The organism is Pseudomonas sp. RW409, from assembly GCF_003184125.1.
GTDB lineage: Bacteria > Pseudomonadota > Gammaproteobacteria > Pseudomonadales > Pseudomonadaceae > Aquipseudomonas > Aquipseudomonas chlororaphis_I.
In genome coordinates, this window is the sequence record NZ_QHHP01000033.1 from 273,645 (window position 1) to 298,729 (window position 25,085).

Annotated in this window: 22 protein-coding genes; 14 read left to right on the forward strand and 8 right to left on the reverse strand. The window is 63.7% G+C overall.

Going from position 1 to position 25,085, the window contains the following annotated elements:
- Positions 1-33 precede the first annotated feature (33 nt).
- The 14 genes from DK261_RS14470 (at position 34) to DK261_RS14535 (ending at position 16,072) form a co-directional block, all read left to right on the forward strand.
- Positions 34-1,212 (forward strand): efflux RND transporter periplasmic adaptor subunit, encoded by a 1,179-nt coding sequence (locus DK261_RS14470; RefSeq protein ID WP_028683474.1) that lies wholly within the window; start codon positions 34-36, stop codon positions 1,210-1,212.
- A complete protein-coding gene (locus DK261_RS14475) occupies positions 1,209-4,394 on the forward strand; it encodes an efflux RND transporter permease subunit (protein ID WP_110175883.1) in 3,186 nt (1,061 codons plus the stop codon). Before DK261_RS14470 ends, DK261_RS14475 begins: the two co-directional genes overlap by 4 nt.
- 79 nt (positions 4,395-4,473) lie before the next feature.
- On the forward strand, positions 4,474-5,475 hold the full coding sequence (locus tag DK261_RS14480) for a zinc-dependent alcohol dehydrogenase family protein (protein ID WP_028683476.1): 1,002 nt from the start codon (positions 4,474-4,476) through the stop codon (positions 5,473-5,475).
- Positions 5,472-6,656, forward strand: a complete 1,185-nt coding sequence (locus tag DK261_RS14485) for an MFS transporter (RefSeq protein ID WP_009051068.1) — start codon at positions 5,472-5,474, stop codon at positions 6,654-6,656. The genes DK261_RS14480 and DK261_RS14485 overlap by 4 nt, the downstream gene beginning before the upstream one ends.
- Before the next feature lie 153 nt (positions 6,657-6,809).
- Positions 6,810-7,739 carry a LysR family transcriptional regulator gene (locus DK261_RS14490; protein ID WP_016702681.1) on the forward strand — a complete coding sequence of 310 codons (930 nt, stop codon included), beginning with the start codon at positions 6,810-6,812 and terminating at the stop codon, positions 7,737-7,739.
- A 470-nt stretch (positions 7,740-8,209) separates the two neighbouring features.
- The gene (locus tag DK261_RS14495; protein ID WP_110175884.1) at positions 8,210-9,238 is read left to right on the forward strand and encodes a nucleoid-structuring protein H-NS; all 1,029 of its coding nucleotides are present in this window, start codon (positions 8,210-8,212) and stop codon (positions 9,236-9,238) included.
- Positions 9,238-10,443, forward strand: coding sequence for an isocitrate/isopropylmalate dehydrogenase family protein (locus tag DK261_RS14500; RefSeq protein WP_110175885.1), 1,206 nt, complete (start codon positions 9,238-9,240; stop codon positions 10,441-10,443). The genes DK261_RS14495 and DK261_RS14500 overlap by 1 nt, the downstream gene beginning before the upstream one ends.
- Positions 10,440-11,147 (forward strand): RraA family protein, encoded by a 708-nt coding sequence (locus tag DK261_RS14505; protein ID WP_009051064.1) that lies wholly within the window; start codon positions 10,440-10,442, stop codon positions 11,145-11,147. Before DK261_RS14500 ends, DK261_RS14505 begins: the two co-directional genes overlap by 4 nt.
- Before the next feature lie 73 nt (positions 11,148-11,220).
- Complete coding sequence (locus tag DK261_RS14510; protein WP_009051063.1) at positions 11,221-12,396, forward strand: LLM class flavin-dependent oxidoreductase; 1,176 nt, start codon at positions 11,221-11,223, stop codon at positions 12,394-12,396.
- Complete coding sequence (locus tag DK261_RS14515) at positions 12,393-12,923, forward strand: flavin reductase family protein (RefSeq protein WP_110175886.1); 531 nt, start codon at positions 12,393-12,395, stop codon at positions 12,921-12,923. The genes DK261_RS14510 and DK261_RS14515 overlap by 4 nt, the downstream gene beginning before the upstream one ends.
- A 37-nt stretch (positions 12,924-12,960) precedes the next feature.
- On the forward strand, positions 12,961-13,332 hold the full coding sequence (locus tag DK261_RS14520; protein WP_028683478.1) for an antibiotic biosynthesis monooxygenase: 372 nt from the start codon (positions 12,961-12,963) through the stop codon (positions 13,330-13,332).
- 80 nt (positions 13,333-13,412) lie between these two features.
- Positions 13,413-14,387: a nitronate monooxygenase family protein gene (locus DK261_RS14525; protein WP_009051060.1), complete on the forward strand. Its 975-nt coding sequence runs from the start codon at positions 13,413-13,415 to the stop codon at positions 14,385-14,387.
- 36 nt (positions 14,388-14,423) lie between these two features.
- The gene (locus DK261_RS14530; protein ID WP_016702685.1) at positions 14,424-15,200 is read left to right on the forward strand and encodes an alpha/beta hydrolase; all 777 of its coding nucleotides are present in this window, start codon (positions 14,424-14,426) and stop codon (positions 15,198-15,200) included.
- Positions 15,197-16,072 carry a DUF6282 family protein gene (locus tag DK261_RS14535; protein WP_110175887.1) on the forward strand — a complete coding sequence of 292 codons (876 nt, stop codon included), beginning with the start codon at positions 15,197-15,199 and terminating at the stop codon, positions 16,070-16,072. The genes DK261_RS14530 and DK261_RS14535 overlap by 4 nt, the downstream gene beginning before the upstream one ends.
- Before the next feature lie 423 nt (positions 16,073-16,495).
- On the opposite strand, the gene ppa is transcribed toward DK261_RS14535, so the two are convergent.
- The 8 genes from ppa to DK261_RS14575 all read right to left on the reverse strand — a co-directional run bounded on the left by ppa (position 16,496) and on the right by DK261_RS14575 (position 24,995).
- Positions 16,496-17,023 carry an inorganic diphosphatase gene (ppa, locus tag DK261_RS14540; RefSeq protein WP_007933577.1) on the reverse strand — a complete coding sequence of 176 codons (528 nt, stop codon included), beginning with the start codon at positions 17,021-17,023 and terminating at the stop codon, positions 16,496-16,498.
- Positions 17,024-17,285: 262 nt separating this feature from the next.
- Positions 17,286-18,095, reverse strand: a complete 810-nt coding sequence (locus DK261_RS14545) for a zinc-dependent peptidase (protein ID WP_110175888.1) — start codon at positions 18,093-18,095, stop codon at positions 17,286-17,288.
- A gap of 5 nt (positions 18,096-18,100) precedes the next feature.
- Positions 18,101-18,757, reverse strand: coding sequence for a DedA family protein (locus DK261_RS14550; RefSeq protein ID WP_007924093.1), 657 nt, complete (start codon positions 18,755-18,757; stop codon positions 18,101-18,103).
- A gap of 252 nt (positions 18,758-19,009) precedes the next feature.
- Positions 19,010-19,468: an N-acetyltransferase gene (locus DK261_RS14555; RefSeq protein WP_009051056.1), complete on the reverse strand. Its 459-nt coding sequence runs from the start codon at positions 19,466-19,468 to the stop codon at positions 19,010-19,012.
- Between the two features lie 107 nt (positions 19,469-19,575).
- Positions 19,576-20,400 (reverse strand): ethanolamine ammonia-lyase subunit EutC, encoded by an 825-nt coding sequence (eutC, locus tag DK261_RS14560; protein WP_038635520.1) that lies wholly within the window; start codon positions 20,398-20,400, stop codon positions 19,576-19,578.
- 10 nt (positions 20,401-20,410) lie between these two features.
- Positions 20,411-21,805, reverse strand: coding sequence for an ethanolamine ammonia-lyase subunit EutB (locus tag DK261_RS14565; protein ID WP_009051054.1), 1,395 nt, complete (start codon positions 21,803-21,805; stop codon positions 20,411-20,413).
- Positions 21,806-21,859: 54 nt separating this feature from the next.
- Positions 21,860-23,308, reverse strand: a complete 1,449-nt coding sequence (gene eat / locus DK261_RS14570) for an ethanolamine permease (protein WP_009051053.1) — start codon at positions 23,306-23,308, stop codon at positions 21,860-21,862.
- Positions 23,309-23,474: 166 nt separating this feature from the next.
- Positions 23,475-24,995 (reverse strand): aldehyde dehydrogenase family protein, encoded by a 1,521-nt coding sequence (locus DK261_RS14575; RefSeq protein ID WP_007924088.1) that lies wholly within the window; start codon positions 24,993-24,995, stop codon positions 23,475-23,477.
- Between the last annotated feature and the right edge of the window lie 90 nt (positions 24,996-25,085).

Sequence of the window (25,085 nt, forward strand, 5' to 3'; positions counted from 1 at the left end):
CAACCGATGGCCTCATAACAGGGAAGTTGTTTTATGGACTCGATACGATCCGGGCGCTCGGGCAGCGCTCTCATGATTCGCGCCACGCTGGCCTGCGCCGTGGTGGTCGCGCTGGTAGTCGTGCTGCGCGGCGAACCGTCCACCACGGCGAAGGCCAGCGTGGCGCCGCCGGCCGCCGAAGTCGACGTGGCCATGGTGCTGTCCAGGCCCGTGACGGACTGGCAGAACTACTCCGGGCGGCTGGAGGCGGTCGAAAAGGTCGTCATCCGCCCCCTGGTATCGGGGACGATCGTCGCCGTGCATTTCAAGGACGGGGCGATCGTCAAGGAGGGCGACCTGTTGTTTGAAATCGACGCCAGGCCCTATGCCGCCCGGGTCGAGGAAGCCCAGGCGAGCCTGGCCGCGGCCAAGTCGCGAAGCCAGTACACCGCCACCGACCTGGGCCGGGCCCAGCGGCTGATCAACTCCAATGCCATCGCCATGCGCGACCTGGACGAAAAGCAGAACGCCGCCAGCGAAGCCCAGGCCAATGTCAGGCAGGCCCAGGCGATACTCGACAGCGCTCGGCTGGACCTGGCCCACACCCGGATTACCGCCCCGGTCAGCGGGCGCATGTCCAATGCCCTGGTGACGACAGGCAATATCGTCAGCGCCGGGGAAAATGCCGCGCCGCTGAGCACCCTGGTATCGCTGTCGCCGATCTACGCCGCGTTCGATGTCGACGAGCAGACGTTCCTGCGTTACCTCAACCAAAGCAGTGCCCGGCCGGATGCGGTGCCGGTCATGCTCGGGCTGTCCAACGAAACGGATTTCCCACGGGAGGGCAAGCTGGCCTCGCTGGACAATCAGCTCGACCTGCAGTCGGCCACGTTGCGCGTGCGCGCCAGTTTCGACAACGCCGACGGCTTGCTCAGGCCCGGCATGCTGGCCCGGATCAAGCTCGGCGGCGGTCCTGAGCGCCAGGCAGTGTTGATCGATGACAGTGCGATAGGCACCGATCAAGACAAGAAGTTCGTGCTGGTGGTGACCGCCAATGATCAGGTGGAGTACCGCCGCATCAGCCCCGGCAACCTGGTCGGCAATCTGCGCATCATCGATTCCGGCCTGCAGCCCGGCGAGCGGGTGGTGATCAACGGCCTGCACCGGGCACGGCCTGGGGATACCGTCAGGCCGCTGCTGGCCCAGCGCGCGGACGCGAGCACCCAGCCATGAACTTCTCCCGTTTCTTCATCGACCGGCCGATCTTCGCCGGCGCCCTGTCGACCCTGATCCTGCTGGCCGGGATCATCTCGCTGTTCCGCCTGCCGGTCTCGGAGTATCCCGATGTGGTGCCGCCGCTGATCGTGGTCAACGCCCAGTACCCGGGCGCCAACCCGGCGGTGGTGGCGCAGACGGTCGCGGCGCCGCTCGAGGAGCAGATCAACGGTGTCGAGGACATGCTGTACATGCAGTCGCAGGCCAACAGCGACGGCAACCTCACACTCAGCGTCACGTTCAAGGTCGGTACCGATCCGGACAAGGCCCAGCAACTGGTGCAGAACCGGGTCTCGCAAGCGCTGCCGCGGCTGCCCGAGGACGTGCGCCGGCTGGGGGTGGTGACGATGAAGTCGTCGTCGACCCAGACGCTGGCCATCCACCTGGTTTCCCCCGATGACCAGTACAACGCTACCTACCTGCGCAACTACGGCATTCTCAACATCAAGAACCAGCTGGAGCGTATCCCGGGCGTCGGCGAGGTGCGCATCTGGGGCGGTGGCGACTACGCGATGCGCATCTGGCTGGACCCGCAGAAAGTCGCCCAGCGCGGCTTGAGCGCCAACGATGTGGTCGCGGCGATCCGCGAACAGAACGTCCAGGTGGCCGCCGGGGTCATCGGCGGCCAGCCGATGCGCACGGACGTCGCGCAACAACTGTCGGTCAATACCCAGGGGCGCCTGAAATCGGAAAAGGAATTCGGCGACATCATCCTCAAGAGCTCTGCCGGCGGCGCGGTGACGTTCCTGCGCGATGTGGCCCGGGTCGAACTGGCGGCTTCGGACTACGGCTTGCGCTCACTGGTCGACGGCAAGCCGGCGGTGGGTTTCGGGGTGTTCCAGATGGCCGGCGGCAATGCCCTGGCGATCTCCGCGCAGGCGCGCGAAATCATGCGCCAGGCCAAGGAAGACATGCCCGCCGGGGTCGACTACAAGATCGTGTTCGACCCCACCCAGTTCGTTCGCTCCAGCATTCTGGCGGTGATCCAGACCCTGCTCGAATCGACGCTGCTGGTGGTGCTGGTGGTCATCCTGTTCCTGCAGACCTGGCGCGCCTCGATCATCCCGCTGCTGGCCATGCCCGTGTCGATTATCGGCACGCTCTCGCTGATGCTGGCCTGCGGTTTTTCGATCAACGCGCTGTCGCTGTTCGGGATGGTGCTGGTCATCGGCATCGTGGTCGACGATGCGATCGTGGTGGTCGAGAACGTCGAGCGCAACATTGCCCTGGGCCTTACGCCCAAGGCCGCCTCCTATAAGGCGATGGACGAAGTCAGCAAGCCGATCATCGCGATCACCCTGACCCTGGTGAGTGTGTTCGTGCCGCTGGCGTTCATGCCTGGGTTGACCGGGCAGTTCTATCAGCAGTTTGCGTTGACCATCGCCATCTCGACCCTGATCTCGGCGTTCAACTCCCTGACCTTGTCGCCCGCCCTGTGTGCGCTGCTGCTCAAGGGCCATGACCAGCCGCGGGATCGGCTCAGCCGCGGGATCGACCGGCTGCTGGGCCCCTTGTTCAGCCGCTTCAACCGACTGTCGGCGCGAGGCGAGCAGTCCTACGGCAATAGCCTGGGCCGGGTCATCCAGCGCAAAAGCAGGACCCTGGGCCTGTACGCCGTGTTGCTCGGCCTGACGGCCTGGCTCGGCCATTCGTTGCCCGGCGGTTTCGTCCCGGCCCAGGACAAGGAGTTCCTGGTCGGCCTGGCCCAGCTGCCCAACGGCTCCTCGCTCGAACGCACCGAGCAGGTGATCCAGCGGATGAACGAAATCGCCCTGAAACAACCGGGCGTGGCCCACACCCTGGAATTTCCCGGCATGTCGGTCAATGGCCTGATGAACTCGTCAAGCGCGGGCATCATCTTCGTCATCCTCGAACCGTTCGCCGACCGGCATGGTTCGCAAACCAGCGCCACGGCCATCGCGGCGGCGTTGAACCAGCAATTCTCCGCCATCAAGGAGGCGTTCACCGGGGTCTTTCCGCCGCCTCCGGTGTTGGGGCTGGGGACCCTGGGCGGGTTCAAGCTGCAACTGGAAGACCGTGGCGCGCTGGGCTTCGAAAAACTCGATGCAGCGGTACGCGCCTTCCTCAAGCAAGCCGCGCAGGCACCCGAGCTGGGGCCGAGCTTTTCCAGCTACCAGATCGACGTTCCGCAATTGAAGGTCGATCTGGACCGGATCAAGGCCAAGCAATCGAATGTCGCGATGACCGATGTGTTCGACACCTTGCAGGTCTATCTGGGCTCGCTGTACGTCAACGATTTCAACCTGCTGGGACGGGTCTACCAGGTGCGGGTGCAGGCCGATGCGCCGTTCCGGGCCCATGCCGACGACATCGGCCAGCTGAAGGCGCGCAACGCCGACGGCAACATGGTGCCGCTGGGCAGCCTGGTGGAGGTCCATCCCACGTACGGGCCGGAAATGGTGGTGCGCTACAACGGCTACACCGCCGCCGACCTGAACGGTGGCCCGGCCCCCGGTTATTCGTCCGGCCAGGCCCAGGCCGCGGTGGAACGGATTGCCGCCGAGACGCTGCCCAAGGGCATCAAGTTCGAATGGACCGAGCTGACCTACCAACAGATCATTTCCGGCGACTCCACCGTGTGGATCCTGCTGATCTGCATGCTGCTGGTGTACCTGGTGCTGGCGGCGCTGTACGAAAGCCTGCTGCTGCCGGTGGCCATCCTGCTGATCGTGCCCATGGGCATCATGTCGGCGCTGCTGGGTGTCTGGCTGACCCAGGGCGACAACAACATCTTTACCCAGATCGGCCTGATGGTCCTGGTGGGGCTGGCCAGCAAGAACGCCATCCTGATCGTCGAGTTCGCCCGGGAACTCGAACTACAGGGGCAGGGCATCGTCCGCGCCGCCGTCCAGGCCAGCCAGCTGCGCCTGCGCCCGATCCTGATGACCTCCATCGCTTTCATCATGGGCGTCGTGCCCCTGGTGCTCTCCACCGGCGCCGGCGCCGAGATGCGCCACGCCATGGGCGTCGCGGTGTTCTTCGGCATGCTCGGGGTAACCCTGTTCGGGCTGTTGTTCACCCCGGTGTTCTATGTCGCGCTGCGGCTGCTCGCCACCCGCCGGACCCCTGCGGTCCAGGCCGCGCCCGAGCCGCCCATTGCGGAGCTGACGGTCCGTTGAGAACGGAACGGGAGGCGGTTTTTCAGGATTCGCAAGCACTCTACAGTCATCTGCAATCAATGAAACAAGGGGACAGTCAATGACACGCGTCGTGCGTTTTAGCCAATACGGTGGTCCTGAAGTACTCAGGATCGATGACATCGAGGTTCCCGCTCCGGGGCCCGATGAGGTACGGATCAGCGTCAAGGCGATCGGCCTGAACCGGGCGGAGTCGATGTTCCGTTCCGGCCAGTACCTGGAACAGGCCGAGTTTCCTTCCCGACTGGGGTATGAGGCGGCGGGCATCGTCGAGGCCGTCGGGGCCCGGGCCGGCGAGTTCGCGGTGGGCGATATCGTCAGCCTTGTGCCGCCGATCTCGATCGCGCAGTGGGGCACCTATGCCGAACTCGCGGTGCTGCCGGCCGCCATGCTGGTCAAGCATCCCGCCAGCCTGTCGTTCGCCGAGGCTTCGGCGGTCTGGATGCAGTACGTCACGGCCTGGGGCGCGTTGATCCAGGTTGCCGCCCTGCAGCCGGGGGAATTCGTGCTGATCACGGCCGCTTCGAGCAGTGTCGGCCTGGCGGCGATCCAGATTGCCAACCAGGTCGGGGCGATCCCGATCGCCGTCAGCCGCACCGCGGCCAAGCACGAACAGTTGCTGGCGGCCGGCGCGGCGCATGTGCTGACCAGCGAGCAGGCGGACTTCAATCGACAGGTCGAGCGGATTACCTCGGGCCAGGGCGCCCGAGTGATCTTCGATCCGGTGGGCGGGCCGTTCCTGGAGCAACTGGTCGATGCCGCGGCCCGCGGCGGGATCATCCTGGTGTATGGCGCCTTGAGCAGCGAGCCGTCGCCTTTCCCGCTGTTCAAGGTCCTGAGCAAGAGCCTGACGCTGCGCGGCTACCTGCTGCACGAGATCACCTCCCGGCCTGAGTTGCTCGAGGCCGGCAAGGCCTATGTGATCGCCGGCCTGGAGGCGGGGACGCTGCGCCCGGTGATTGCCCGGACCTTCGCCTTCGAGCAGATCGTCGATGCCCACCGCTACCTGGAGGCCGGCGATCAGTTCGGCAAGGTGGTGGTCACGCTGGAGTCCGTGTCATGAAAATGCTCCATCCGATCTACTTCCTGGCCCTGGGCCTGTTCGGCGTCTACACCATCGAGTTCGGCGTGGTCGGGATCCTGCCGGTGATCATCGAGCGCTTCGCCATCAGTGCCTCGCAGGCGGGGCTGCTGGTGGGGCTGTTCGCGCTGATCATCGCGGCCTGCGGCCCGATCATGGTGTTGCTGCTGTCGCGCTTCAACCGCAAGAAGGTCCTGACCCTCGCGCTGTTCGTCTTTGCCGGCACCAGCGTGTTGTCGGCCTATGCACCGAACTTCGAATCGCTGATGGTGCTGCGCATCATCCCGGCGCTGTTTCACCCGGTGTATTTTTCCCTGGCCTTTGTCGCGGCCACCTCGCTCTATCCGCCTGGAGAGTCGACCCGTGCCGCGGCCAAGGCGTTCGTCGGCACCAGCATGGGCATGGTGCTGGGGGTGCCGCTGACGACGCTGGTCGCCGCGCAATTCTCCTACGAGGCGTCGTTCCTGTTCTGCGCCCTGGTCAACTGCATCGCCGGCCTGGGGATCATCGCCAGGCTGCCGGACGCGCCCGGCAATCGGGCCGTGTCCTATGGCGACCAACTGGCCATCCTGCGCAAGTTCCCGCTGTGGCTGAACATTACCGCCTCGACGCTGATCTTTGCCGCGATGTTCTCCGTGTACAGCTATTCGGCCGAGTACCTGGCCCGGGAAGCCGGGATGAGCGCCCAATTGATCAGCATCCTGCTGGTGGTCTTCGGTATCGGCGGCGTTGCCGGCAACCTGTATGCCGGCAAGCTGATCGGCCAGAACATGGTCCGCACGACGATCCTGCACCCGATCCTGCTGGCGGGCGCCTACGGCTTGCTGTACCTGTTTGCCGGCCCGTCGCTGCTGACCATGCTGGTGATCGTGGTGATCTGGGGCGCGACCCATACCAGCGGGCTGATCGTCACGCAGATCTGGCTGACCTCCGAAGCGCCGGAGGCCCCGGAGTTCGCCACCGGCATCTACATCTCGTTCATCAATCTGGGTGTGACCATAGGGTCGACAACTGGCGGCTGGTTCCTGGCGCGCCTGGGCTTGCAGGGCACTCTCTACAGTGGTTTGCTGTTCGCCGCGCTGGCCTTGATGGTCATCGTGGTCAAAGTCCTGTTTTTCAGTGCCGCACCGCGCAAGGGAGGTGCGCCCGTCGCGGCAGACTGAGTTCTACGATGCAGGGTGGCCCGCACGGATGAGGGTTTTTTCATCCGTGCGCGGCTGGCATCGGCTTTACGTTCCCAACCAAGGATCTCCAGGATGGAAGCCTTTGGGTCGACCGCCTGGGTTGTTTTTCCATTGAGAATCGATCGAGGCCTCATGAATCCCTTGACTGTGTCCAACCCCTCCTGCAACTGGCCCACGGGGCTGGAGTCGCGCGACAGCAGCATGTTCGACTGGGAAAACCTTCGCCATTACGTCACCTTCGCCCGCACCCAGTCGCTCAGCAGCGCGGCACGCGAGCTGGGCGTCGAGCATGCCACGGTGGCGCGACGGATAGCGGCGCTGGAATCGTCGCTGAACCTCAAGCTGGTCGACCGGCGCAAACGCAACTACGAGATCACGCCGTTCGGCCACCGCATCGCGGAAATCGCCGGGCGGATGCAGAAGGACGCCAAGGCGATTTCCAAGGTGGCGCTCTCCGTGCAGACCGAGATGGTCGCCGATCTCGCGGTCAGCGCGCCGCCGTTGCTGACCTCGGAATTCATCGCCCCGCACCTGGGGCGCCTGCGCCGTGAACACCCGTCGATCAACGTCAGCCTGTTGATGCAGGACGATATCGGCACGCTGTGCAATCCCGAGCCGGACCTGATGATCCGCCTGTGCCGGCCGACCCAGATGGACCTGGTGGCGCGCAAGATAGGGACAGTGTCTTTCGGCCTGTACGGCAGCCAGGGCTACCTGGCGGAGCACACCAGCGAGCAGTACGAATACATCGTCTATGACGACAGCATGGAGCATTCCCGGCAACAGATGTGGTTGCGCGAGGTCGCCGGGGAGCGTCCGGTGGTGCTGCGCGCCAGAAGTCTCGAAGTCCAGGCTTCGGCGGCCCGCGCCGGCATCGGCATTGCCTTGCTGCCCAACTTCTATGGCCTGAAAGACCCCGAATTGGCAAAGGCGCAGTTTCATTATGCGGACTTGATGATCGATATCTGGCTAGTGGTTCATGAGGATTTGCGCAAAGAGGCACCCATTCGTTCGTTAATGGACTTCCTGGTCAGCTGCTTTCCAACTGAGCAATTCTTTTAAGAGCGTTTTTACAGGGGGGGCGTAGTTCAGTCTGGTGTTAACACAAGGTGAATTTTTTAACCCCCCAGGGTAAATACGGGGAGTTTACAAACAAGCGGGCAGATTTCAGTATCAGCCCTATAACAAGAAACATGCTTGCTCCCCCGACGGTTGAAAACCCATGCCAGGGTTTTCAATAGTCCCCCACCCGGATACGGCACACGCTTCTCCGGTTGCGGTCTGAAACCATAATAAAAAAAACAGCGAAGAATTCGATTGTCCAACGATATTGATTCGCTGGCCGTCGAAGCTCTGATGTTGAAAAACATTTATCAAGTTCTGCTCTTGGCCTCTCTGGCCCTCGACTCATGCCTGTAAAAAGTGTTTGGGAATAATCCTGCATTACGGTCACGTTACTACTAACGAAACCCGGGACGTACTTGCGTGCGCTTCCAGAGTTTTATAGCGAGCTCACAGAAGGAATTGGGATCATGAATAACGTAAAGATTATTGATGTAACGCTCCGTGATGGTGGTTATCGTAACAACTTCGAGTTCACTACCGATTATGCCGCCAATGCCGTCGGGCACCTTGTCGACGTGGGGGTTGGGCATGCCGAGATCGGTTATTGCAATGGTTCTTTCATACGCAAGAAAGAACACGGACTGAGCAGTTCGGTCAGCCCTGAATATATTGAATCGCTGCGTCGTGCCGCACGCGGTCAACTAGGGCTGTGTGTCATGGTGCATCCGCGTAATGTGACGGGCGAAGACTTTGAAATGCTCGCCGAACATGGCGTCGGAATGATCCGGGTGTGTTTGCGTGCCGAGCAACTTGAACAAGGCGTGGCAACTATCGAGTTGGCCAAGTCGTTCAACTTTCAGGCCAGCGCCAATATCACCCATATCACCACGCAAACACCGGGAACCGTGACGGATATGGCATTGCGCGCGGAAGGCGCCGGGGCCGATGTCATTTATTTTGCCGACTCTAATGGCAATATGATTCCGGATGATGTCGAACGGCTAGTCAGTCGGATATCCAGAAGAGTCCATGTGCCCCTGGGGTTCCACGCACACAATAATCTTTCCCTGGCGCTTTCCAACTCCATCGCGGCCGTCGAGGCCGGTGCCGAATATATCGACACTTCGATTTGCGGCATGGGCAAGGGCGCGGGCAACTTGCACCTGGGCATGTTTATCGCCTATCTGGAGCGGGTCGGAAGTGCCAATGGCTACGACCTGGTCAAGGCCCTGCAGTTGTCCGAATACACCGCGCAGAGCGTTCCACTGAGCAGCCTGCCGACCCCGCTCATGGATGTGATGCTGGGTGCCTACAACTTGCCTTTCGATGTTCAGCAGCGGCTGGAGGACACCATGTCCCGGCTGCAGATCAGCTCGACATTCCAGGCGCTCCGGGCGATGCACGAGCAGGACCTGATCCAGCGGCACGCGGTACGACCGCTGGTGATTTCCCGGCCCAGCTTCCCGGCTCATCTGTCCGCCGAAGGAAAAATGTGATGAGCGCACTCCAGCAATCGGCGCAGTCGGGCAAACCGACGCGTCATCGAGTCTGCGTGCTGCCCGGGGACGGCATCGGCAGTGAAGTCGTCGAGGCCATACTGCCGATCTTCGATGCCTTGGAGCTGCCCATCGACCTGGACTTCGGCCAGATCGGCTGGGAGTGCTGGCGCACCGGCGGCGATCCGGTCCCGGCCGAGACCTGGGCGAAGATCGCCGCGGCCGACGCCACGCTGCTCGGCGCCATCACCAGCAAGGCCCTGCAGGAAGCCGAGAAGGAATTGCCCGAGGCCCTGCGCAACACCTCGCGGGTGTACGTCTCGCCGGTGATCCAGCTACGCCAGCGCCTGAGCCTGTATGCCAACGTGCGGCCGGTCACCGATGTACTCGGTGAGGGGCGGTTCCGTTTCACGGTGATCCGCGAGAACACCGAGGGGCTTTATGCCGGTCTCGACTTTGCCTCGATCCCCGCCGAGTTCGAGCCGTTGCTCAAGGCACGGGAGCTGGCCGGGGCGCCGTGGAGCCGCGATAGCGCCGAGGACGCGACCATGACGGTGCGGCTGCAGACTCGGGCCGGCCTGACCCGGCTGTTCCACTTCGCCTTCGAATACGCCCGCCAGCATGACTACAAGCGCGTGACCCTGGCGGACAAGCCCAATGTGCTGCGCTACAGCGGTGCGTTCGCCAGGGGGATCCTCGAGGAGGTGGCCGCGCACTACCCGGATATCGCCTACAACATCGACAACGTCGACGCCGTGGCGCTGTGGATGATCCGTCGTCCGGAGCGCTTTGGAGTGATCGTCGCGGAGAACATGTTCGGCGACATCCTTTCCGACCTCGGGGCCGGGGTCATGGGCGGGCTGGGGTTCGCGCCCAGCGCGAACATCGGCGACGCCGGGGCCTACTTCGAGCCGGTGCATGGCAGCGCCCCGGCCCATGTCGGCCAGGACAAGGCCAACCCCAGCGCGATGTTCCTGTCCCTGGCCCTGCTGCTCGAACACCTGGGTTACCACGCCCAGGCCCAGGCCATCGAGCAGGCGGTGACGCAGGTGGTCAGGCACGACTGCCAGACCTACGACAGCGGCGGCCAAGCGACCACCGGGCAATGCGCCGCGGCCATCATCCGGCGGAGCGTGACCAACCTTCGCCAACTCATCCCGAATACCGAAAACGCTCGGGCTTTGCCCGCAAGGAGTCATGCATGAGCACCTCTTCACTCTCGGAGCAACAACGCGCCTCCCTGCTGGAACAATGCGCCGCGCTGGATACCGCCTCGCTGAGCGATGCCCTCGACAGCCTCGGCATCGACGCCGGGTTGCTGGGCATCATCCAGCAAGTGCCCGGCACCCGGTGCAGCGGCTTCGCCTTTACCGTGCTCTACGAGCCGGTCAACCAGAACGACGGCTTCAAGAACGCCGCCAACTACATCGATGAGGTGCCGCCTGGCTCGGTGGTGGTTTCCAGCAACGCCGGGCGGCTGGACGCCACGGTCTGGGGCGACATCCTGACCCACGTGGCAGTGCAGCGGAACGTGCGCGGCACCTTGATCGACGGGGTCGCGCGGGATATCGACACCGTGACCCGCCTCAATTACCCGCTGTTCAGCCGCGGGCGGTTCATGCAGTCGGGCAAGAACCGCGTGCAGCTCAAGGCGACCCAGGTGGCGGTCGAGGTCAGCGGCGTGACCATCCATCCCGGCGATCTGATCGTCGGCGATGCCAGCGGTTGCCTGGTGATCCCCATCGACAAGGCCGAAGAGGTCATCAAGCGCGCCATTGCCGTGGAAAAGACCGAGCGCGACATCATCGCGTCGGTCAGCCAGGGCCTGTCGCTGGCGGAGGCGCGCCGCCTGCACCGCTATGACCAGCCATGGCTCGCGGCCGAGGCGAAAACCCCGAGTGCCGCCTGAGCGGCAACCTGCGTGCGATGCACAGGCGTGATGCGAAACGACGCGTCACGTTCCTCGATCAAGGAGAGCAGTAATGACTTCGAATCATCCGGCAAAGATCAAGACCAACCCGATGCGCAGCAGCACCAACAAAATCAAGCTGGGGGTCTTCGCCCTCAATATCGAGGGTGGCTGCACCCTGACCACGGTCCCGGAGCGCCTGGACGCCTCTGACTGGAGCGGCAACCTGGAAGTCGCCAGGAAAGCCGACAAGGCCGGCCTGGAACTGCTGCTGCCGGTGGGCCGCTGGCGCGGCTGGGGCGGTGCCAGCGATCCGATGGGGGTGTCGTTCGAAACCTATACCTGGGCGGCGGGGCTGGCGTCGGTGACCGAACAGATCGCGCTGTTCACCACCTCGCACCTGTCGACCGTGCATCCGCTGTTCGCTGCCAAGCAGGCCGCGACCATCGACCATATCAGCGGCGGTCGCTTCGGCCTGAACATGATCTGCGGCTGGTACGGCAAGGAGATGGGCATGTTCAACGGCGGGGTGCAGCTGGAGCATGACCGGCGCTACGACCACGCCGACGAGTGGCTGAAAATCGCCCGGCTGGCCTGGAACGAACCGGGCAACTTCGACCACAAGGGCGACTTCTTCAATATCGCCCAGGGCTTTGCCCAGCCCAAGCCGCTGAACCAGCCGTTCCTGATGAATGCCGGGGGTTCCGAGCGCGGCCGCAGGTTCTGCGCCGAGCATTGCGACGCGGCGTTCCTGATCCTCAAGCACGAGGATGACGACGACACCATTCGCGCGCAGATCAAGGCCTACCGCGACCTGGCTCGCCTGGAATTCGGCCGCGAGATCCAGATCTGGGTCTACTCCTACGTGGTGCAGAAGGACACCCTGGAAGAAGCCGAGAAGTACCTCGACTACTACGTCAATCAGCACGGCGATGAAGTCGCCCTGGATAACGTCACCTCGGAGATCGGCATCCAGAGTGGCATGTTCGCCAACACCGAGGACGCCGAGCGCTTCCGCTTCCACTTCAAGGCCGGGTTCGCCGGGGTGCCCCTGGTCGGGACCGCGGAAATGATCACCGAGCAGTTCCAGCGCTACAGCGACCTGGGCATCGATGGCATCTGCCTGACCTGGCTCGACTACAAGAGCGGCCTCGACGAGTTTCTCCAGGACGTCCTGCCGCGCATGGAAGAGGCCGGCCTGCGCCAGCCCCATAACAGCTCCAGGGTCATCATCGGAGCGGTCGCATGAGTGCCCGCAGCGCTTTGGCGCTGGCTGTCGAACCTTCCGAGCAGGCGCTGGCCGAGGACTTCAAGCGCGCCATGCGGCGCCTGACCAGCACGGTTTCCATCATCGCCACCGGCGTCGATGGCACGCGCAGCGGCATGGTCGCCACGGCGGTCAGCTCGCTGTGCACCGAACCGCCGTCGCTGCTGATCTGCATCAACCGCACGGCCAGCCTGTACCAGCCGCTGCTGGCCAACCAGCGTTTCAGCGTGAACCTGCTCGATGCCACGCAAAGCCGGCTGGTCGGCATCTTCGCCGGCCAACTCAAGGGCAGTGCGCGCTTCGAACATGGCCAATGGGATTCTGCCGACGACTTGCCGTATCTGTCGGATGCCCAGGCGACGCTGTTCTGCAGCGTCGATGCGCGGCTGTCCTACGCCACCCACGAGGTGATTGTCGGACGGGTCGAGAAGTCGCGCGTCAACGAGCGCATTTCGCCCCTGCTCTGGCAGGACGGCAAGCCGGCCCAGTCCTGCGAGCTGATTCACTGATCTGGCCCCGACCATTCTGTTTTTTCCTGGAGGCAACATGAGCAACCTGACTGCATTCGATGCACCTAGCGCCGATGAGAGCGATGCGATTTTCCTGGTCAACGTCGTACATGTATTCGAGGGGCAGCAGGACGCCGCCCTCGATGTACTGCGCTCGGCCGTGGGTTATGTGGCGCAGAACTATCCGTCGTTCCAGTGGAGCCGCCTGTTCAAGAGTATCGACGGCAAGACCGTGATCAATCAGGCGCAATGGAGCAGCAAGGAGGAGTTTGACTCTCTGTTCTCCGATGAGCAGTTCATGTCGCGTTATTCCCGGCTGAAGGAAACCGGCACCTGGGAGTTCCACCTCTACAAGGTCAACGACTACATTCCGGCCGCCACTGCCCCGGTGGCCGCGGCGCTCGCCTGAGGGGAAGGCGGGCCCGCCCATGCTGGGTGTCGCGGGCCCGTCGTTCAGCGACTTTTATCGGTACATCAAGGAGATACACCGTGAGCAATTTTGATTCCGCGCTGACCCGACTGTTGAACATCAGCCATCCGGTGGTGCTGGCGCCCATGGGCGGTGCTGCTGGCGGGCGACTCGCCGCCGCGGTTTCCCGGGCCGGCGGGCTTGGCCTGGTCGGGGCCAGCTATGGCGATCCGGACTGGATGAAAACCGAGCTGGCGCTGATGAGCGACGTCGAGGAACCCTGGGGCGTCGGCCTGGTGATGTTCACCGTGGCCAAGCGCTTCGAACTGCTGGACCTGGCCCTGTCCTATGGGCCCGACGTGGTCGCCTTGTCGTTTGGCGATGCCCGGCCCTTTATTGCCCCGATCAAGGACAGCGGTGCGCTGGCCATCGTTCAGGTGCATGACGTCGATCAGGCGCTGGCCGCGCTGGATGCCGGGGCCGATGCCTTGATCGTGCAGGGTGCCGAAGCCGGCGGGCATAGCTTGCGGCGAGCCTCCTTGCCTTTGCTGCCGGCCGTGCGCGATGCGGTGGGCGAGGATGCGGTACTGATCGCCGCCGGCGGCATCGCCGATGGCCGGGGGCTGGCGGCGGCACTTTTGCTGGGGGCCGACGGGGCCATGCTGGGCACGCGTTTCCTGGCCAGCGACGAAGCGCTGCCGTCCGCCAAGGTCAAGCAGCGCCTGCTCCAGGCCACCGCTGGCGACCTGGTGCGCACCCGTGCGTTCGATCTGGTGCGCGGTATCGAATGGCCCGAGCAGTACAGCGGTCGGGCCCTGGCCAACGACTTCACCGCACGCTGGGTGGGGTTCGAACAGGAACTGGTGCGGGCGCCGGCCAGCGTGGCCGAGGACTACGCGCAAGCGCTGCGCGAAGACAACACCGACGTGCGCGCCATCTGGACCGGTGAAGTCGCCGACCTGATCAACGATGTCCTGCCCGCCGCCACCATCGTCGAGCAGACCGTGCGGGGCGCGGAGCAGGCGCTGCGTGTTGCCGGCCGACGGTTCGCCTGAGTCGCACGTCCTGTGTTCTTGCCCAAAGGAATCGATATGAACAGCAATGCTCCCGTACATGTGCAGTTTGGCCTGGGCCCGGAACTGGTGGTGGTGATGTCGCCGGTCATGCCCACCTGGGACGAAGGCCAGTTTTTTGCCCCCCTGACCCAGTCGCTGGTCGATAAAGGCTATCGGGTGGTCATCTTCGACACGCTCTCGCTGCTGACCGACGACGATGAGCCGTTCACCGACTTCACCCAGCGCTGGGCCGGGGTGCTCGAACCGCTGGGGCCGATCGCCCTGATCGCCGGGTCCGCCCTGGGCGGTGCGGTGGTCCAGGGGCTGCTGGCGACCGCTGTGGGCCGACAGGCGGCGCAGGCGCTACTGATTTCCTCGCCGACCCGGGCCGACAAGATCCTCGACCGGCGCCTGGGGGCGATGGCCGACCTGGCCAGCGCCGGGGATGTCGATACCGCCCTGATGCTGCTCGATCAATGGGTGTTGCCGGCCCGGGCGAAACCGGCGGCGCGCCAGCCGGCGTCAGCGGCGACGGCCGACGAGCAGGCCGGGCGGCGCCTGAACCAGGGGTTCCGCCTGTTGAACGAACTCAATGTGGAGCCGCAGGTCTCGGCCTGGCCGGGGCGCTTGTTGAGCATCTTCGGCGAGAGTTCGCAGCTGGTCAGGGCGACCAATGTCAGTTTCCAGGCGTCCGCGCAGCATCTGGCGGTGGGCGTTCCCGGTGCGGGCATGCGTCCGCTGCTGGATGACCTGGCGCGGGTGCGCGCCAGCGTGCGCAGCCATCTGGGGATCGACCTGGAGGCCCATGCATGAGCGCGTCGACAGCGGTAACCGAGCCCGCCCGGGCACGCTTCATCGATGTCCATTACCATGCCGGCCCTGATGCTTATCTGCGGCGTCACAGCGCGCTGCGGGCCGGTAGCGAGTATCAGGCGCAGGACGGCTGGGTGGTGCTCAAGAACCACCTGGGCTGTACCGCGGCCCAGGCCTGGGAGGCCCGCCAGCAAGGGCTGCCGGTGTCCGGTTCGATCGTGCTCAACGAGATTGCCGGCGGTATCGACTGGCGGGTGGTCGAACGCTCGCTGTGCCAGCATGGCGCCGCCGACCTGCGTTTTATCGTGCATTTGCCCACCGTGACGGGGCGCTCGCATACCAGCCGGCTGGCTAGGGAGTTGAGCCACCCGATCCTTGGCCAGCGCCCCGTGAAGCCGCTGACCGTCAGCGATGACCGCCAGCGATTGAACCGCGCCACCCTGGAGGTGTTGCGGATGAGCCGGGATTACCCGGTGGTGATCTCCACCGGCCATGCCAATCGCGAGGAGGTGCTTTTGCTGGTAGCGGCGGCGGATCGGCTGCAGGTGCCGCGGTTGATGCTCAACCAGCCGGCCAATCCGCTGACCGGGCTGAGTGCGGCCGACCTTCTTGAGCTCAAGAGCCTGCCTTCGCTCTACATCGAGCAGACCGCGCTGACCTACTTGCTGGGCTACCAGAGCAAGGAGGATTTCGGCGAGGTATTGCGCGAGTTGCCACGGGTGGTCTACAGCTCGGACCTGGGCCAGACCAGCCAGCCGGACATTCGCCCATGGCTGGACCTGAGCCGCCAATGGTTCAAGGAGTTCGGGCTTGGCGCGCAGCGCATAGAGTCGATTACCCGCAGCGCCCCGTTGCAGATGCTCAGCCATTGACGGCCTAACGGCGCGCAGCGGCTGCCGCTCCGGGCGCTGAGGGCCGTTCGCGCAGGGGAGGGCAAATTCCAGGCATTAAAAAGCCGGCTTGTGGCCGGCTTCTCGGGGACTGGCTTGGTTCATTTTTGGTAAACCGCACCAGCCTGCAAAACGTACACCCAGCTCTTGCGGCTGGCTGTGGGACTTGGCGAGAAAATCATCTGCCGCGTCGGGCGGATCTGACCGGTTGAACAGGTCGATGCGCAAAGGTGGGGCGCAGCATACTGATATTCGAGGAGAATTCCCAGCGCGAAGAGCTGTTGGCGGGTAGAAAACCCAGGTGTTTGGCGTCTGGGGGAGGGGCAATATTCGGCAGGCATAAAAAAGCCCCGGATGACCGGGGCTTTTTCTTGAGGCTTGTCGCTGGATGCGTGCAGCTGCTTTTTAGCCTTTGTAGGCGGCAACCGACTTCGTGATCGCGGCGCGGGCGGCGTCTGCGCCGTCCCAGCCTTCGATCTTCACCCACTTGCCTTTTTCGAGATCCTTGTAGTTCGCGAAGAAGTGCTCGATCTGCTGAATCAGCAGTGCTGGCAGGTCGGTGTATTCCTTCACGTCGACATACAGCTGGGACAGCTTGTCGTGAGGAACAGCGATGACTTTGGCATCGCCGCCGCCGTCGTCGGTCATGTTCAGGATGCCGACCGGACGGGCGCGGATCACCGAGCCTGGAGCCACTGGGTAAGGGGTCACGACCAGCACGTCGAGGGGGTCACCGTCGTCGGCCAGGGTGTTCGGGATGTAGCCGTAGTTGGCCGGGTAGAACATCGGGGTGGCCATGAAACGGTCAACGAACAGGCAATCGCTGTCTTTGTCGATTTCGTATTTGATCGGCGCGTGGTTGGCCGGAATCTCGATTGCGACGTAGATGTCGTTCGGCAGGTCTTTGCCAGCCGGAATCTTGCTGTAGCTCATTGGGCGATGCCCCCGTTAGTTGACCAAAATGTCTTGGCCGGATTGACCAAAAAGTGGCGGCGATTATAGGCATATTCCAAGGGCTATGCCACGTACCGAAGGACGTATGGACGCCTTGGGCCAAACGCCGAAAACCCTGCGCAGGAGCGGCTCGCGACGCTCGATTGCTTGCGAAAAGAAGAGTCGCTGCGACGCGTTTAGTTCAGAGGCACTCGTCAGGGCCGGCGATTATTTCGCCAGCAGACTGGCTCTGGTGGACACCTCAGTGTTGTTGGTAGTGCGGGTCGCTGGCCTGCAGTTGCTGGAGCCGGGCCAGGGGATTCTGCCGGTAAAACAGCTGCAGTTGCTCGTAGACCTTCGGATAGGCCTCGTGGAGCAGGTCCGGGGCACTGAAGAAGTATTCGCTGGTGACGGCGAAGAACTCCGCGGGGTTTTCCGCGGCGTAAGGATCGATGTCGGTTTCGGCGTCCGGGTTGTGGTCGAGCTGGCGATTGAGGTCGTCGTAGGCCGCCTGCATTACCTGGGCCCAGTCGCTGATGCGCATGTCGCTGTGCAGCGGCGGCAGGCCGTTGGCATCGCCGTTGAGCATGTCCAGCTTGTGCGCCAGCTCGTGGATCACCAGGTTGTAGGCTTCCCAGCCGCCGCTGGCGAGCACGCCGGGCCAGGCCAGGATGATCGGCCCCTGTTGCCAGGCTTCGCCGCTGTGTTCGCCGTCCCATTCATGTTCGACACCGCTGGCATCGCGATGGCGCTGGGGGCTGAGGAAGTCGTCGGGGTAGAGGACGATTTCGTGAAAGCCCTGGTACCAGTTCAAATCCCCCAGGTGCAGCAGCGGCAACTGGGCCTGGGCGGCCAGCAGCAGGCGCTCGAACTGGTGCAGCTCGACCCCGGGCAGGGCGCTCAGGTGCTTGTCGGCGAGAAACAGGACACTGGTTTCCCGCAGCCATTGGTCCTCGGCAGCGCTCAGGCCATCGAGAAAGGGCAGGTGCTGGCGCACCCGTTGCCACATTTCATCGGCAATCGGGTGCTTGGCCAGCCGACGCCGGCGGCGCCAGGTGCTGAGGGGCCACATACCGATCAGTGGCTTTCGGCCTTTGCTGCCGAGCGGCCCAGGCGGCTGCGCACCACGCCGATGATCATCGGCACCAGCGACAGCAGGATGATGCCCACCACCAGCAGCGACAGGTTTTTCTTGATGAACGGTACGTTGCCGAAGAAGTAGCCGAGGGTCACCAGGCCGCCGACCCAGAGGATGGTGCCGGCCACGCTGAAGGCGAAGAAGCGCGGGTAAGGCATCTTGGCCACGCCGGCGACGAACGGGGCGAAGGTGCGGATGATCGGCAGGAAACGCGCCAGGGTCACGGTTTTGCCGCCGTGGCGGTCGTAGAAATCGTGGGTCTTTTGCAGGTAGTCGCGGCGGAAGATCTTCGAGTTCGGGTTGCTGAACAAACGCTCGCCGACCGTTCGGCCGATGATGTAGTTGGTGCTGTCGCCGAGGATCGCCGCCAGCATCAGCAGGCCGCCGAGCAGCACCGGGTCCATGGCGCCACCGGCGGCGACCGCGCCGGCGATGAACAGCAGGGAGTCGCCAGGCAGGAACGGCGTCACCACCAGGCCGGTTTCACAGAAAATCACCAGGAACAGGATGGCGTAGATCCATGGCCCGTAGTTGGTCACCAACATGTCGAGGTAAACGTCGAGATGGAGGATGAGGTCGATCGGGTTGAAATCCATTGAGGCACCTGTGGTGACGGCCCGACTCGGCGGGTCTGTGCAATGACTGGGGCAAAAACTTACAGCTGGCGCAGATTCATCTTACGCCCCGAAAAGGTCGGCATTATAAGACCTGATAGGTGAAATGGGCGTTGAGTTTGTAGCGGGGAGTGTCTTGGCGGCGCTGACTGGCCAGAGGCGAAAGAGCATGGCCTTCGACAGCGTCTTGGCAGGCGCTGTCGAAGGGGGGATGGGGGTGTTCCAGATGGGGGCTTAGTCGTCGCTGATCGGCAATATGTAGTTCTTGAACTCGGTATCTTCGCGAAAACCGATGGATTCATAGGTTTTCTGCGCCACTTCGTTATCACTGCTGGTGGAAACACGCATGCGCACGGCATGGGTGTCCTTGGCCATTTTCTTCGCGGTGCGGATCAGGTTGTCGGCCACCAGCTGGCGGCGAGCGTCTTCGGCGACATAGATGTCGTTGAGGATCCATACGCGCTTGAGGGACAGGGAGGAGAAGCTGGGGTAGAGCTGGCAGAAACCGAGGAGTTTCTTGTCGTCATCGTCGGGCAGGGCCAGGTAGATCACCGACTCCTTGCGGCGCAGACGCTTTTCCAGGAAGGCCCGGGACGAGTCCGGAAAAGGCAGGGCGCCATAGAACTCGCGGTATTTGACGAACAGGGGGGTCAACAGATCCAGGTGTTCGAGGGTCGCTTGAGTAATCCGCATGAGTTGTCCTCAACTTCGAATGGATACGACGGCAAACGGTTCATTACTCGGGCAGCCGTGTTTCGATGCTGCCTAAAGCGTGGAAAAAGCGCAATCGTCTCGAAAAGTCACGGCTTTGCAGGCCCCAGCAGGAAATTGCCCTTGAGGGTGTCGGGCGCGTCGCTGTCCAGGGTGTTCACCTGGGCCTCGTCTTTCAGGTTGACCCCCGAGAGCTGCCGCCTGCAGGCCTCGCGCATCAGGTACAGCAAACGGTGGGCCGCCATGCCGTAGCCCAGGCCTTCCAGGCGCACGTTGGAGATGCAGTTGCGATAGGCATCGGTGAGCCCGACCTTCGGGTTGTAGGTGAAATACAGCCCCAGGCTGTCCGGTGAGCTGAGCCCCGGGCGTTCGCCGATCAGGATCACGGTCATTTTCGCGCCGAGCAGCTCGCCGATTTCGTCGGCCACCGCCACCCGGCCCTGTTCCACCAGAATGACCGGCGACAGCGACCAGCCTTCGGCCTCGGTCTGCTCTTCAAAACGGGCGAGAAACGGCAGGGTATGGCGATGCACTGCCAGTGCCGACAGACCGTCTGCTACCACCACCGCCAGATCCACCCCGCCCGGGTTGGCGCAGGCGTGCTCGCGCAGGGCCTGGGCCGACGCGTCGCTGAGCTTGCGCCCCAGGTCCGGGCGTTGCAGGTAGCTGTGGCGATCGCTGGCGGCGCTGTGCAGCAGCAGGCTGTCGCGACCGCGTTCGGCCAGTTGGCTGCTCAACCCGGCATGGTCGAAGGGCAGGTGCACCGCATCGCGGGCCTGGGCGTGGGCGAACTGGAAGTCCAGCTGGGCGCCGGTGGGCAGGCTGGTGCCGGTGCGGCCCAGGGCGATGCGCGCCGGGGTCAGGCGGCGCAGCTCCAGCCAGGGGTTCTGGCTGTCGGTCGGGTGTTTGTCCATAAGCCTGTCCTTACTGAAGCTGCGCCAGTGCCTGGCGGAAGGCCGGCGGCAGGTTGTGGCCGAACTGCACCTTGCCGTCGGGCTGGGTGAAGATGCCGGTTTTCGCCAGCCACTGCTCGAACTCCGGCGCCGGTTTCAGGCCCAGGGTCTGGCGGGCGTAGAGCGCGTCGTGAAAGGAGGTGGTCTGGTAGTTGAGCATGATGTCGTCGGAGCCGGGGATGCCCATGATGAAGTTGATCCCGGCCACGCCCAGCAGGGTCAGCAGGGTGTCCATGTCGTCCTGGTCGGCTTCGGCGTGGTTGGTGTAGCAGATGTCGCAACCCATGGGCACGCCCAGCAGCTTGCCGCAGAAGTGGTCTTCCAGGCCGGCGCGGATGATCTGCTTGCCGTTGTACAGGTACTCCGGGCCGATGAAGCCGACCACGGTGTTCACCAGGAACGGCTTGAAGTGCCGGGCCACCGCATAGGCGCGGGTTTCGCAGGTCTGCTGGTCGACGCCGAAGTGCGCGTTGGCCGACAGTGCGCTGCCCTGGCCGGTTTCGAAATACATCAGGTTCTGCCCCAGGGTGCCGCGCTTGAGGCTCAGGCCTGCCTCGTAGCCTTCCTGCAAGACATTGAGGTTGATGCCGAAACTGGCGTTGGCCGCCTCGGTGCCGGCGATCGACTGGAACACCAGGTCCAGCGGCACGCCACGGTTGATCGCCTCGATGGAGGTGGTGACGTGGGTCAGCACGCAGGCCTGGGTGGGGATTTCATAACGCTGGATGATCGCGTCGAGCATTTCCAGCAGGGCGCAGATCGAGGCGATGCTGTCGGTGGCCGGGTTGATGCCGATCATGGCGTCGCCGTTGCCGTAGAGCAGGCCGTCGAGAATGCTCGCGGCGATGCCGGCCGGTTCGTCGGTCGGGTGGTTGGGTTGCAGGCGCGTCGATAGGCGTCCGCGCAGGCCCAGGGTGCCGCGGAACCGGGTGACCACGCGGATCTTCTGCGCCACCAGCACCAGGTCCTGGACACGCATGATCTTCGACACGGCGGCGGCCATTTCCGGGGTCAGCCCGGGGGCCAGGGCACGCAGGCTCTGTTCGTCGGCGGCGTCGCTGAGCAGCCAGTCGCGGAAACCGCCGACCGTGAGGTGGCTGACGGTGGCGAAGGCGGCCTTGTCGTGGGTGTCGATGATCAACCGGGTGACTTCATCGGTTTCGTAGGGAATCAGTGCTTCTTCGAGGAAATGCTTGAGCGGAATGTCCGCCAGGGTCATTTGCGCGGCGACCCGCTCGCCGTCGTTGAGGGCGGCGACGCCGGCCAGGAAGTCCCCGGAGCGTGCCGGGCTGGCCTTGGCCATGACGTCCTTGAGGCTGTCGAAGCGGTAGGTCTGGGCGCCGACGGTGTGGGCGAAACTTGCCATACAGGTTCTCCGTGACGACGCAGGGAACCAACCCTGCGTCGAGGTTTTCGGCGGTTAGTGCAAGGCTTCTTCAGCTTTCTGAATGGCCGCGAATTCTTCTTCGGGCGTGCCTGCTACCAAGTGATGCCGACTGTAGAAAGCAAAGTAAGCAATTAATACTCCATAGATGATCGCGGCGCCAATGACCACCCGCGGATCCACCAGGAAGCCCGCCACCACGGCGATGCAGGCCAGTACCAGGGCCACGCCGGAGGTGAAGATACCGCCCGGGGTGCGGTACGGACGATCCATTTTGGGGCGACGGATGCGCAGGGTGATGTGCGCGGCCATCATCAGCACGTAGGAGATGGTCGCGCCGAACACCGCCACCAGGATCAGCAGGTCGCCCTGGCCGGTCAGCGACAGGCCGAAACCGATGATCCCGGGGATCACCAGCGCCAGGACCGGCGCCTTGCTCTTGTTGGTTTCCGACAGCTTGCGCGGCAGGTAGCCGGCGCGGGACAGGGCGAAAATCTGCCGGGAGTAGGCGTAGATGATCGAGAAGAAGCTGGCGATCAAGCCGGCCAGGCCCACCAGGTTGACGAAGCTGCCCATCCAGGTCGAACCGCCGTAGGCCTTGGCCAGGGCTTCCACCAGCGGGTTACCCGAGGTCAGCAAGGCGTTGGCCCCCGCGCCGCCCGGGCCGATCACCAGGATCAGCAGGGCGAAGCTCAGCAGCACCAGCATGGCGCCGATCAGGCCGCGGGGCAGGTCGCGTTTGGGGTTCTTGGTTTCTTCCGCGGCCAGCGGCACGCCTTCGACCGCCAGGAAGAACCAGATGGCGTAGGGAATCGCCGCCCACACGCCGACATAACCGAACGGCAGGAAGCTGCTGGCGCCCACGGCCTCGGTGACCGGGATATCCAGCAGGTTGGCGACGGAGAAGTGCGGCACCATCGCCACCAGGAACACGCCCAGGGCCAGGGCGGCGACGGCGGTGATGATGAACATCAGCTTCAGCGCCTCGCCGACCCCGAAGATGTGGATGGCGATGAACACGATGTAGAACGCCAGGTAGATCATCCAGCCGCCGATGCCGAACAGCGACTGGCAATAGGCGCCGATAAACACCGCGATCGCCGCCGGGGCAATGGCGTATTCGATGAGGATCGCGGTCCCGGTGAGGAAGCCACCCCAGGGACCGAAGGCGCTGCGGGCAAAACCGTAGCCGCCGCCGGCGGTAGGGATCATCGAGGACAGTTCGGCCAGGGAAAAGCACATGCACAGGTACATGGTGGCCATCAGCAAGGTGGCGAGGAACATGCCGCCCCAGCCACCCTGGGCCAGGCCGAAGTTCCAGCCGGCATAGTCGCCGGAGATGACGTAGGCCACACCCAGGCCCACCAGCAGGACCCAGCCTGCCGCGCCTTTTTTCAGTTCGCGTTGTTGGAAATAGTCGGAACCGACTTTTTCAAAGTCGACGGAAGAGCCAGCCGGCTGCACGCCGGTATGTTCGCTAGGCATAAGGGTTCACCTGTTCTTATTGTTGTGCCCGGTCGGCAGACCGGATCGGTGTTGCAAGGCGATGGTGTGTTTTGCCTTGAGGCCGTCATCGCAAGCGTGTTCGCGACCGGCCCCCAAGGGTGAAGCCGCACTGGCGGCTCCACCCTTGTCCCTGGCTTGATTGGCTTTAGAAGAAGCCCAGCGGATTGATGTCGTAGCTCACCAGCAGGTTTTTGGTCTGCTGGTAGTGGTCGAGCATCATCTTGTGGGTTTCACGGCCGACGCCGGACTTCTTGTAACCGCCGAACGCCGCGTGGGCGGGGTACAGGTGGTAGCAGTTGGTCCACACACGGCCGGCCTTGATCGCCCGGCCCATGCGGTAGGCGCGGTTGATGTCGCGGGTCCAGAGGCCGGCGCCGAGGCCGAACTCGGTGTCGTTGGCGATGGCCAGGGCTTCGGCTTCGTCCTTGAAGGTGGTGATGCTCACCACCGGGCCGAAGATTTCTTCCTGGAACACGCGCATCTTGTTGTTGCCCTTGAGCAGGGTCGGCTGGATGTAATAACCACTGGCCAGGTTGCCCTCGAGTTTTTCCACCTTGCCGCCGGTCAGCAGCTGCGCGCCTTCGCCCTTGGCGATTTCCAGGTACGAGAGGATCTTGTCGAACTGCTGCTCGGATGCCTGGGCACCGACCATGGTGTCGGTATCCAGCGGGTCGCCGCGCTTGATCTGTTCGACCTTTTTCATCACCACTTGCATGAACTCGTCGTAGATCGACTCTTCCACCAGGGCGCGGGACGGGCAGGTGCAGACTTCGCCCTGGTTGAAGAACGCCAGCACCAGGCCTTCGGCGGCCTTTTCGATGAAGCTCGGCTCGGCCTGCATGATGTCGGCGAAGAAGATGTTCGGCGACTTGCCGCCCAGTTCCACGGTGGACGGGATGATGTTCTCGGCGGCGCATTTCATGATGTGCGAGCCCACCGGGGTTGAGCCGGTGAAGGCGATCTTGGCGATGCGTTTGCTGGTCGCCAGGGCTTCGCCCGCTTCCTTGCCGAAACCTTGCACTACGTTGAGCACGCCCGGCGGCAGCAGGTCGCCGATCAGCTCCATCAGCACGCAGATGCCCAGCGGGGTCTGCTCGGCCGGCTTGAGTACCACGCAGTTACCGGCGGCCAGGGCGGGCGCGAGTTTCCAGGCGGCCATCAGCAGCGGGAAGTTCCACGGGATGATCTGCCCGACCACGCCCAGCGGTTCGTGAATGTGATAGGCCACGGTGTTGCCGTCGATTTCCGCGGCGCTGCCTTCCTGGGCCCGCAGGCAGCCAGCGAAGTAACGGAAGTGGTCGGCGGCCAGGGGGATGTCGGCGTTGAGGGTTTCGCGCACGGCCTTGCCGTTGTCCCAGGTTTCGGTGATGGCCAGCAGTTCGAGGTTCTGCTCGATGCGGTCGGCGATTTTCAGCAGGATCAGCGAGCGGGCCTGTGCCGAGGTGGCACCCCAGGCATCGGCGGCGGCATGGGCGGCGTCCAGGGCTTTCTCGATGTCTTCGGCGGTGGAGCGCGGGAATTCGGCGATCGGTTGGCCGTTTACTGGCGAGGTATTGGTGAAGTACTGACCTTTGACAGGCGCGACGAATTCGCCGCCGATGTAGTTACCGTATTTGCTCTTGAACGAAACGATAGCGCCTTCAGTACCGGGGTGTGCATAACGCATGGTGGGTATCTCCTGGCTTTTGTGCTTATAGGGGAGGACGCGCTGTTGCGCTTGTAAAAGCGTAGAGCAAAGCCCGGGCCACTGCGTTGC

What these genes read in the sequence shown, in the direction of transcription:
- DK261_RS14470 (WP_028683474.1), top strand. Translation starts at nt 34, where the DNA reads ATGGACTCGATACGATCCGGGCGCTCGGGCAGCGCTCTCATGATTCGC.
- DK261_RS14475 (WP_110175883.1), top strand. Translation starts at nt 1,209, where the DNA reads ATGAACTTCTCCCGTTTCTTCATCGACCGGCCGATCTTCGCCGGCGCC.
- DK261_RS14480 (WP_028683476.1), top strand. Translation starts at nt 4,474, where the DNA reads ATGACACGCGTCGTGCGTTTTAGCCAATACGGTGGTCCTGAAGTACTC.
- DK261_RS14485 (WP_009051068.1), top strand. Translation starts at nt 5,472, where the DNA reads ATGAAAATGCTCCATCCGATCTACTTCCTGGCCCTGGGCCTGTTCGGC.
- DK261_RS14490 (WP_016702681.1), top strand. Translation starts at nt 6,810, where the DNA reads ATGAATCCCTTGACTGTGTCCAACCCCTCCTGCAACTGGCCCACGGGG.
- DK261_RS14495 (WP_110175884.1), top strand. Translation starts at nt 8,210, where the DNA reads ATGAATAACGTAAAGATTATTGATGTAACGCTCCGTGATGGTGGTTAT.
- DK261_RS14500 (WP_110175885.1), top strand. Translation starts at nt 9,238, where the DNA reads ATGAGCGCACTCCAGCAATCGGCGCAGTCGGGCAAACCGACGCGTCAT.
- DK261_RS14505 (WP_009051064.1), top strand. Translation starts at nt 10,440, where the DNA reads ATGAGCACCTCTTCACTCTCGGAGCAACAACGCGCCTCCCTGCTGGAA.
- DK261_RS14510 (WP_009051063.1), top strand. Translation starts at nt 11,221, where the DNA reads ATGACTTCGAATCATCCGGCAAAGATCAAGACCAACCCGATGCGCAGC.
- DK261_RS14515 (WP_110175886.1), top strand. Translation starts at nt 12,393, where the DNA reads ATGAGTGCCCGCAGCGCTTTGGCGCTGGCTGTCGAACCTTCCGAGCAG.
- DK261_RS14520 (WP_028683478.1), top strand. Translation starts at nt 12,961, where the DNA reads ATGAGCAACCTGACTGCATTCGATGCACCTAGCGCCGATGAGAGCGAT.
- DK261_RS14530 (WP_016702685.1), top strand. Translation starts at nt 14,424, where the DNA reads ATGAACAGCAATGCTCCCGTACATGTGCAGTTTGGCCTGGGCCCGGAA.
- DK261_RS14535 (WP_110175887.1), top strand. Translation starts at nt 15,197, where the DNA reads ATGAGCGCGTCGACAGCGGTAACCGAGCCCGCCCGGGCACGCTTCATC.
- ppa (WP_007933577.1), bottom strand. Translation starts at nt 17,023, where the DNA reads ATGAGCTACAGCAAGATTCCGGCTGGCAAAGACCTGCCGAACGACATC.
- DK261_RS14545 (WP_110175888.1), bottom strand. Translation starts at nt 18,095, where the DNA reads ATGTGGCCCCTCAGCACCTGGCGCCGCCGGCGTCGGCTGGCCAAGCAC.
- DK261_RS14550 (WP_007924093.1), bottom strand. Translation starts at nt 18,757, where the DNA reads ATGGATTTCAACCCGATCGACCTCATCCTCCATCTCGACGTTTACCTC.
- DK261_RS14555 (WP_009051056.1), bottom strand. Translation starts at nt 19,468, where the DNA reads ATGCGGATTACTCAAGCGACCCTCGAACACCTGGATCTGTTGACCCCC.
- eutC (WP_038635520.1), bottom strand. Translation starts at nt 20,400, where the DNA reads ATGGACAAACACCCGACCGACAGCCAGAACCCCTGGCTGGAGCTGCGC.
- DK261_RS14565 (WP_009051054.1), bottom strand. Translation starts at nt 21,805, where the DNA reads ATGGCAAGTTTCGCCCACACCGTCGGCGCCCAGACCTACCGCTTCGAC.
- eat (WP_009051053.1), bottom strand. Translation starts at nt 23,308, where the DNA reads ATGCCTAGCGAACATACCGGCGTGCAGCCGGCTGGCTCTTCCGTCGAC.
- DK261_RS14575 (WP_007924088.1), bottom strand. Translation starts at nt 24,995, where the DNA reads ATGCGTTATGCACACCCCGGTACTGAAGGCGCTATCGTTTCGTTCAAG.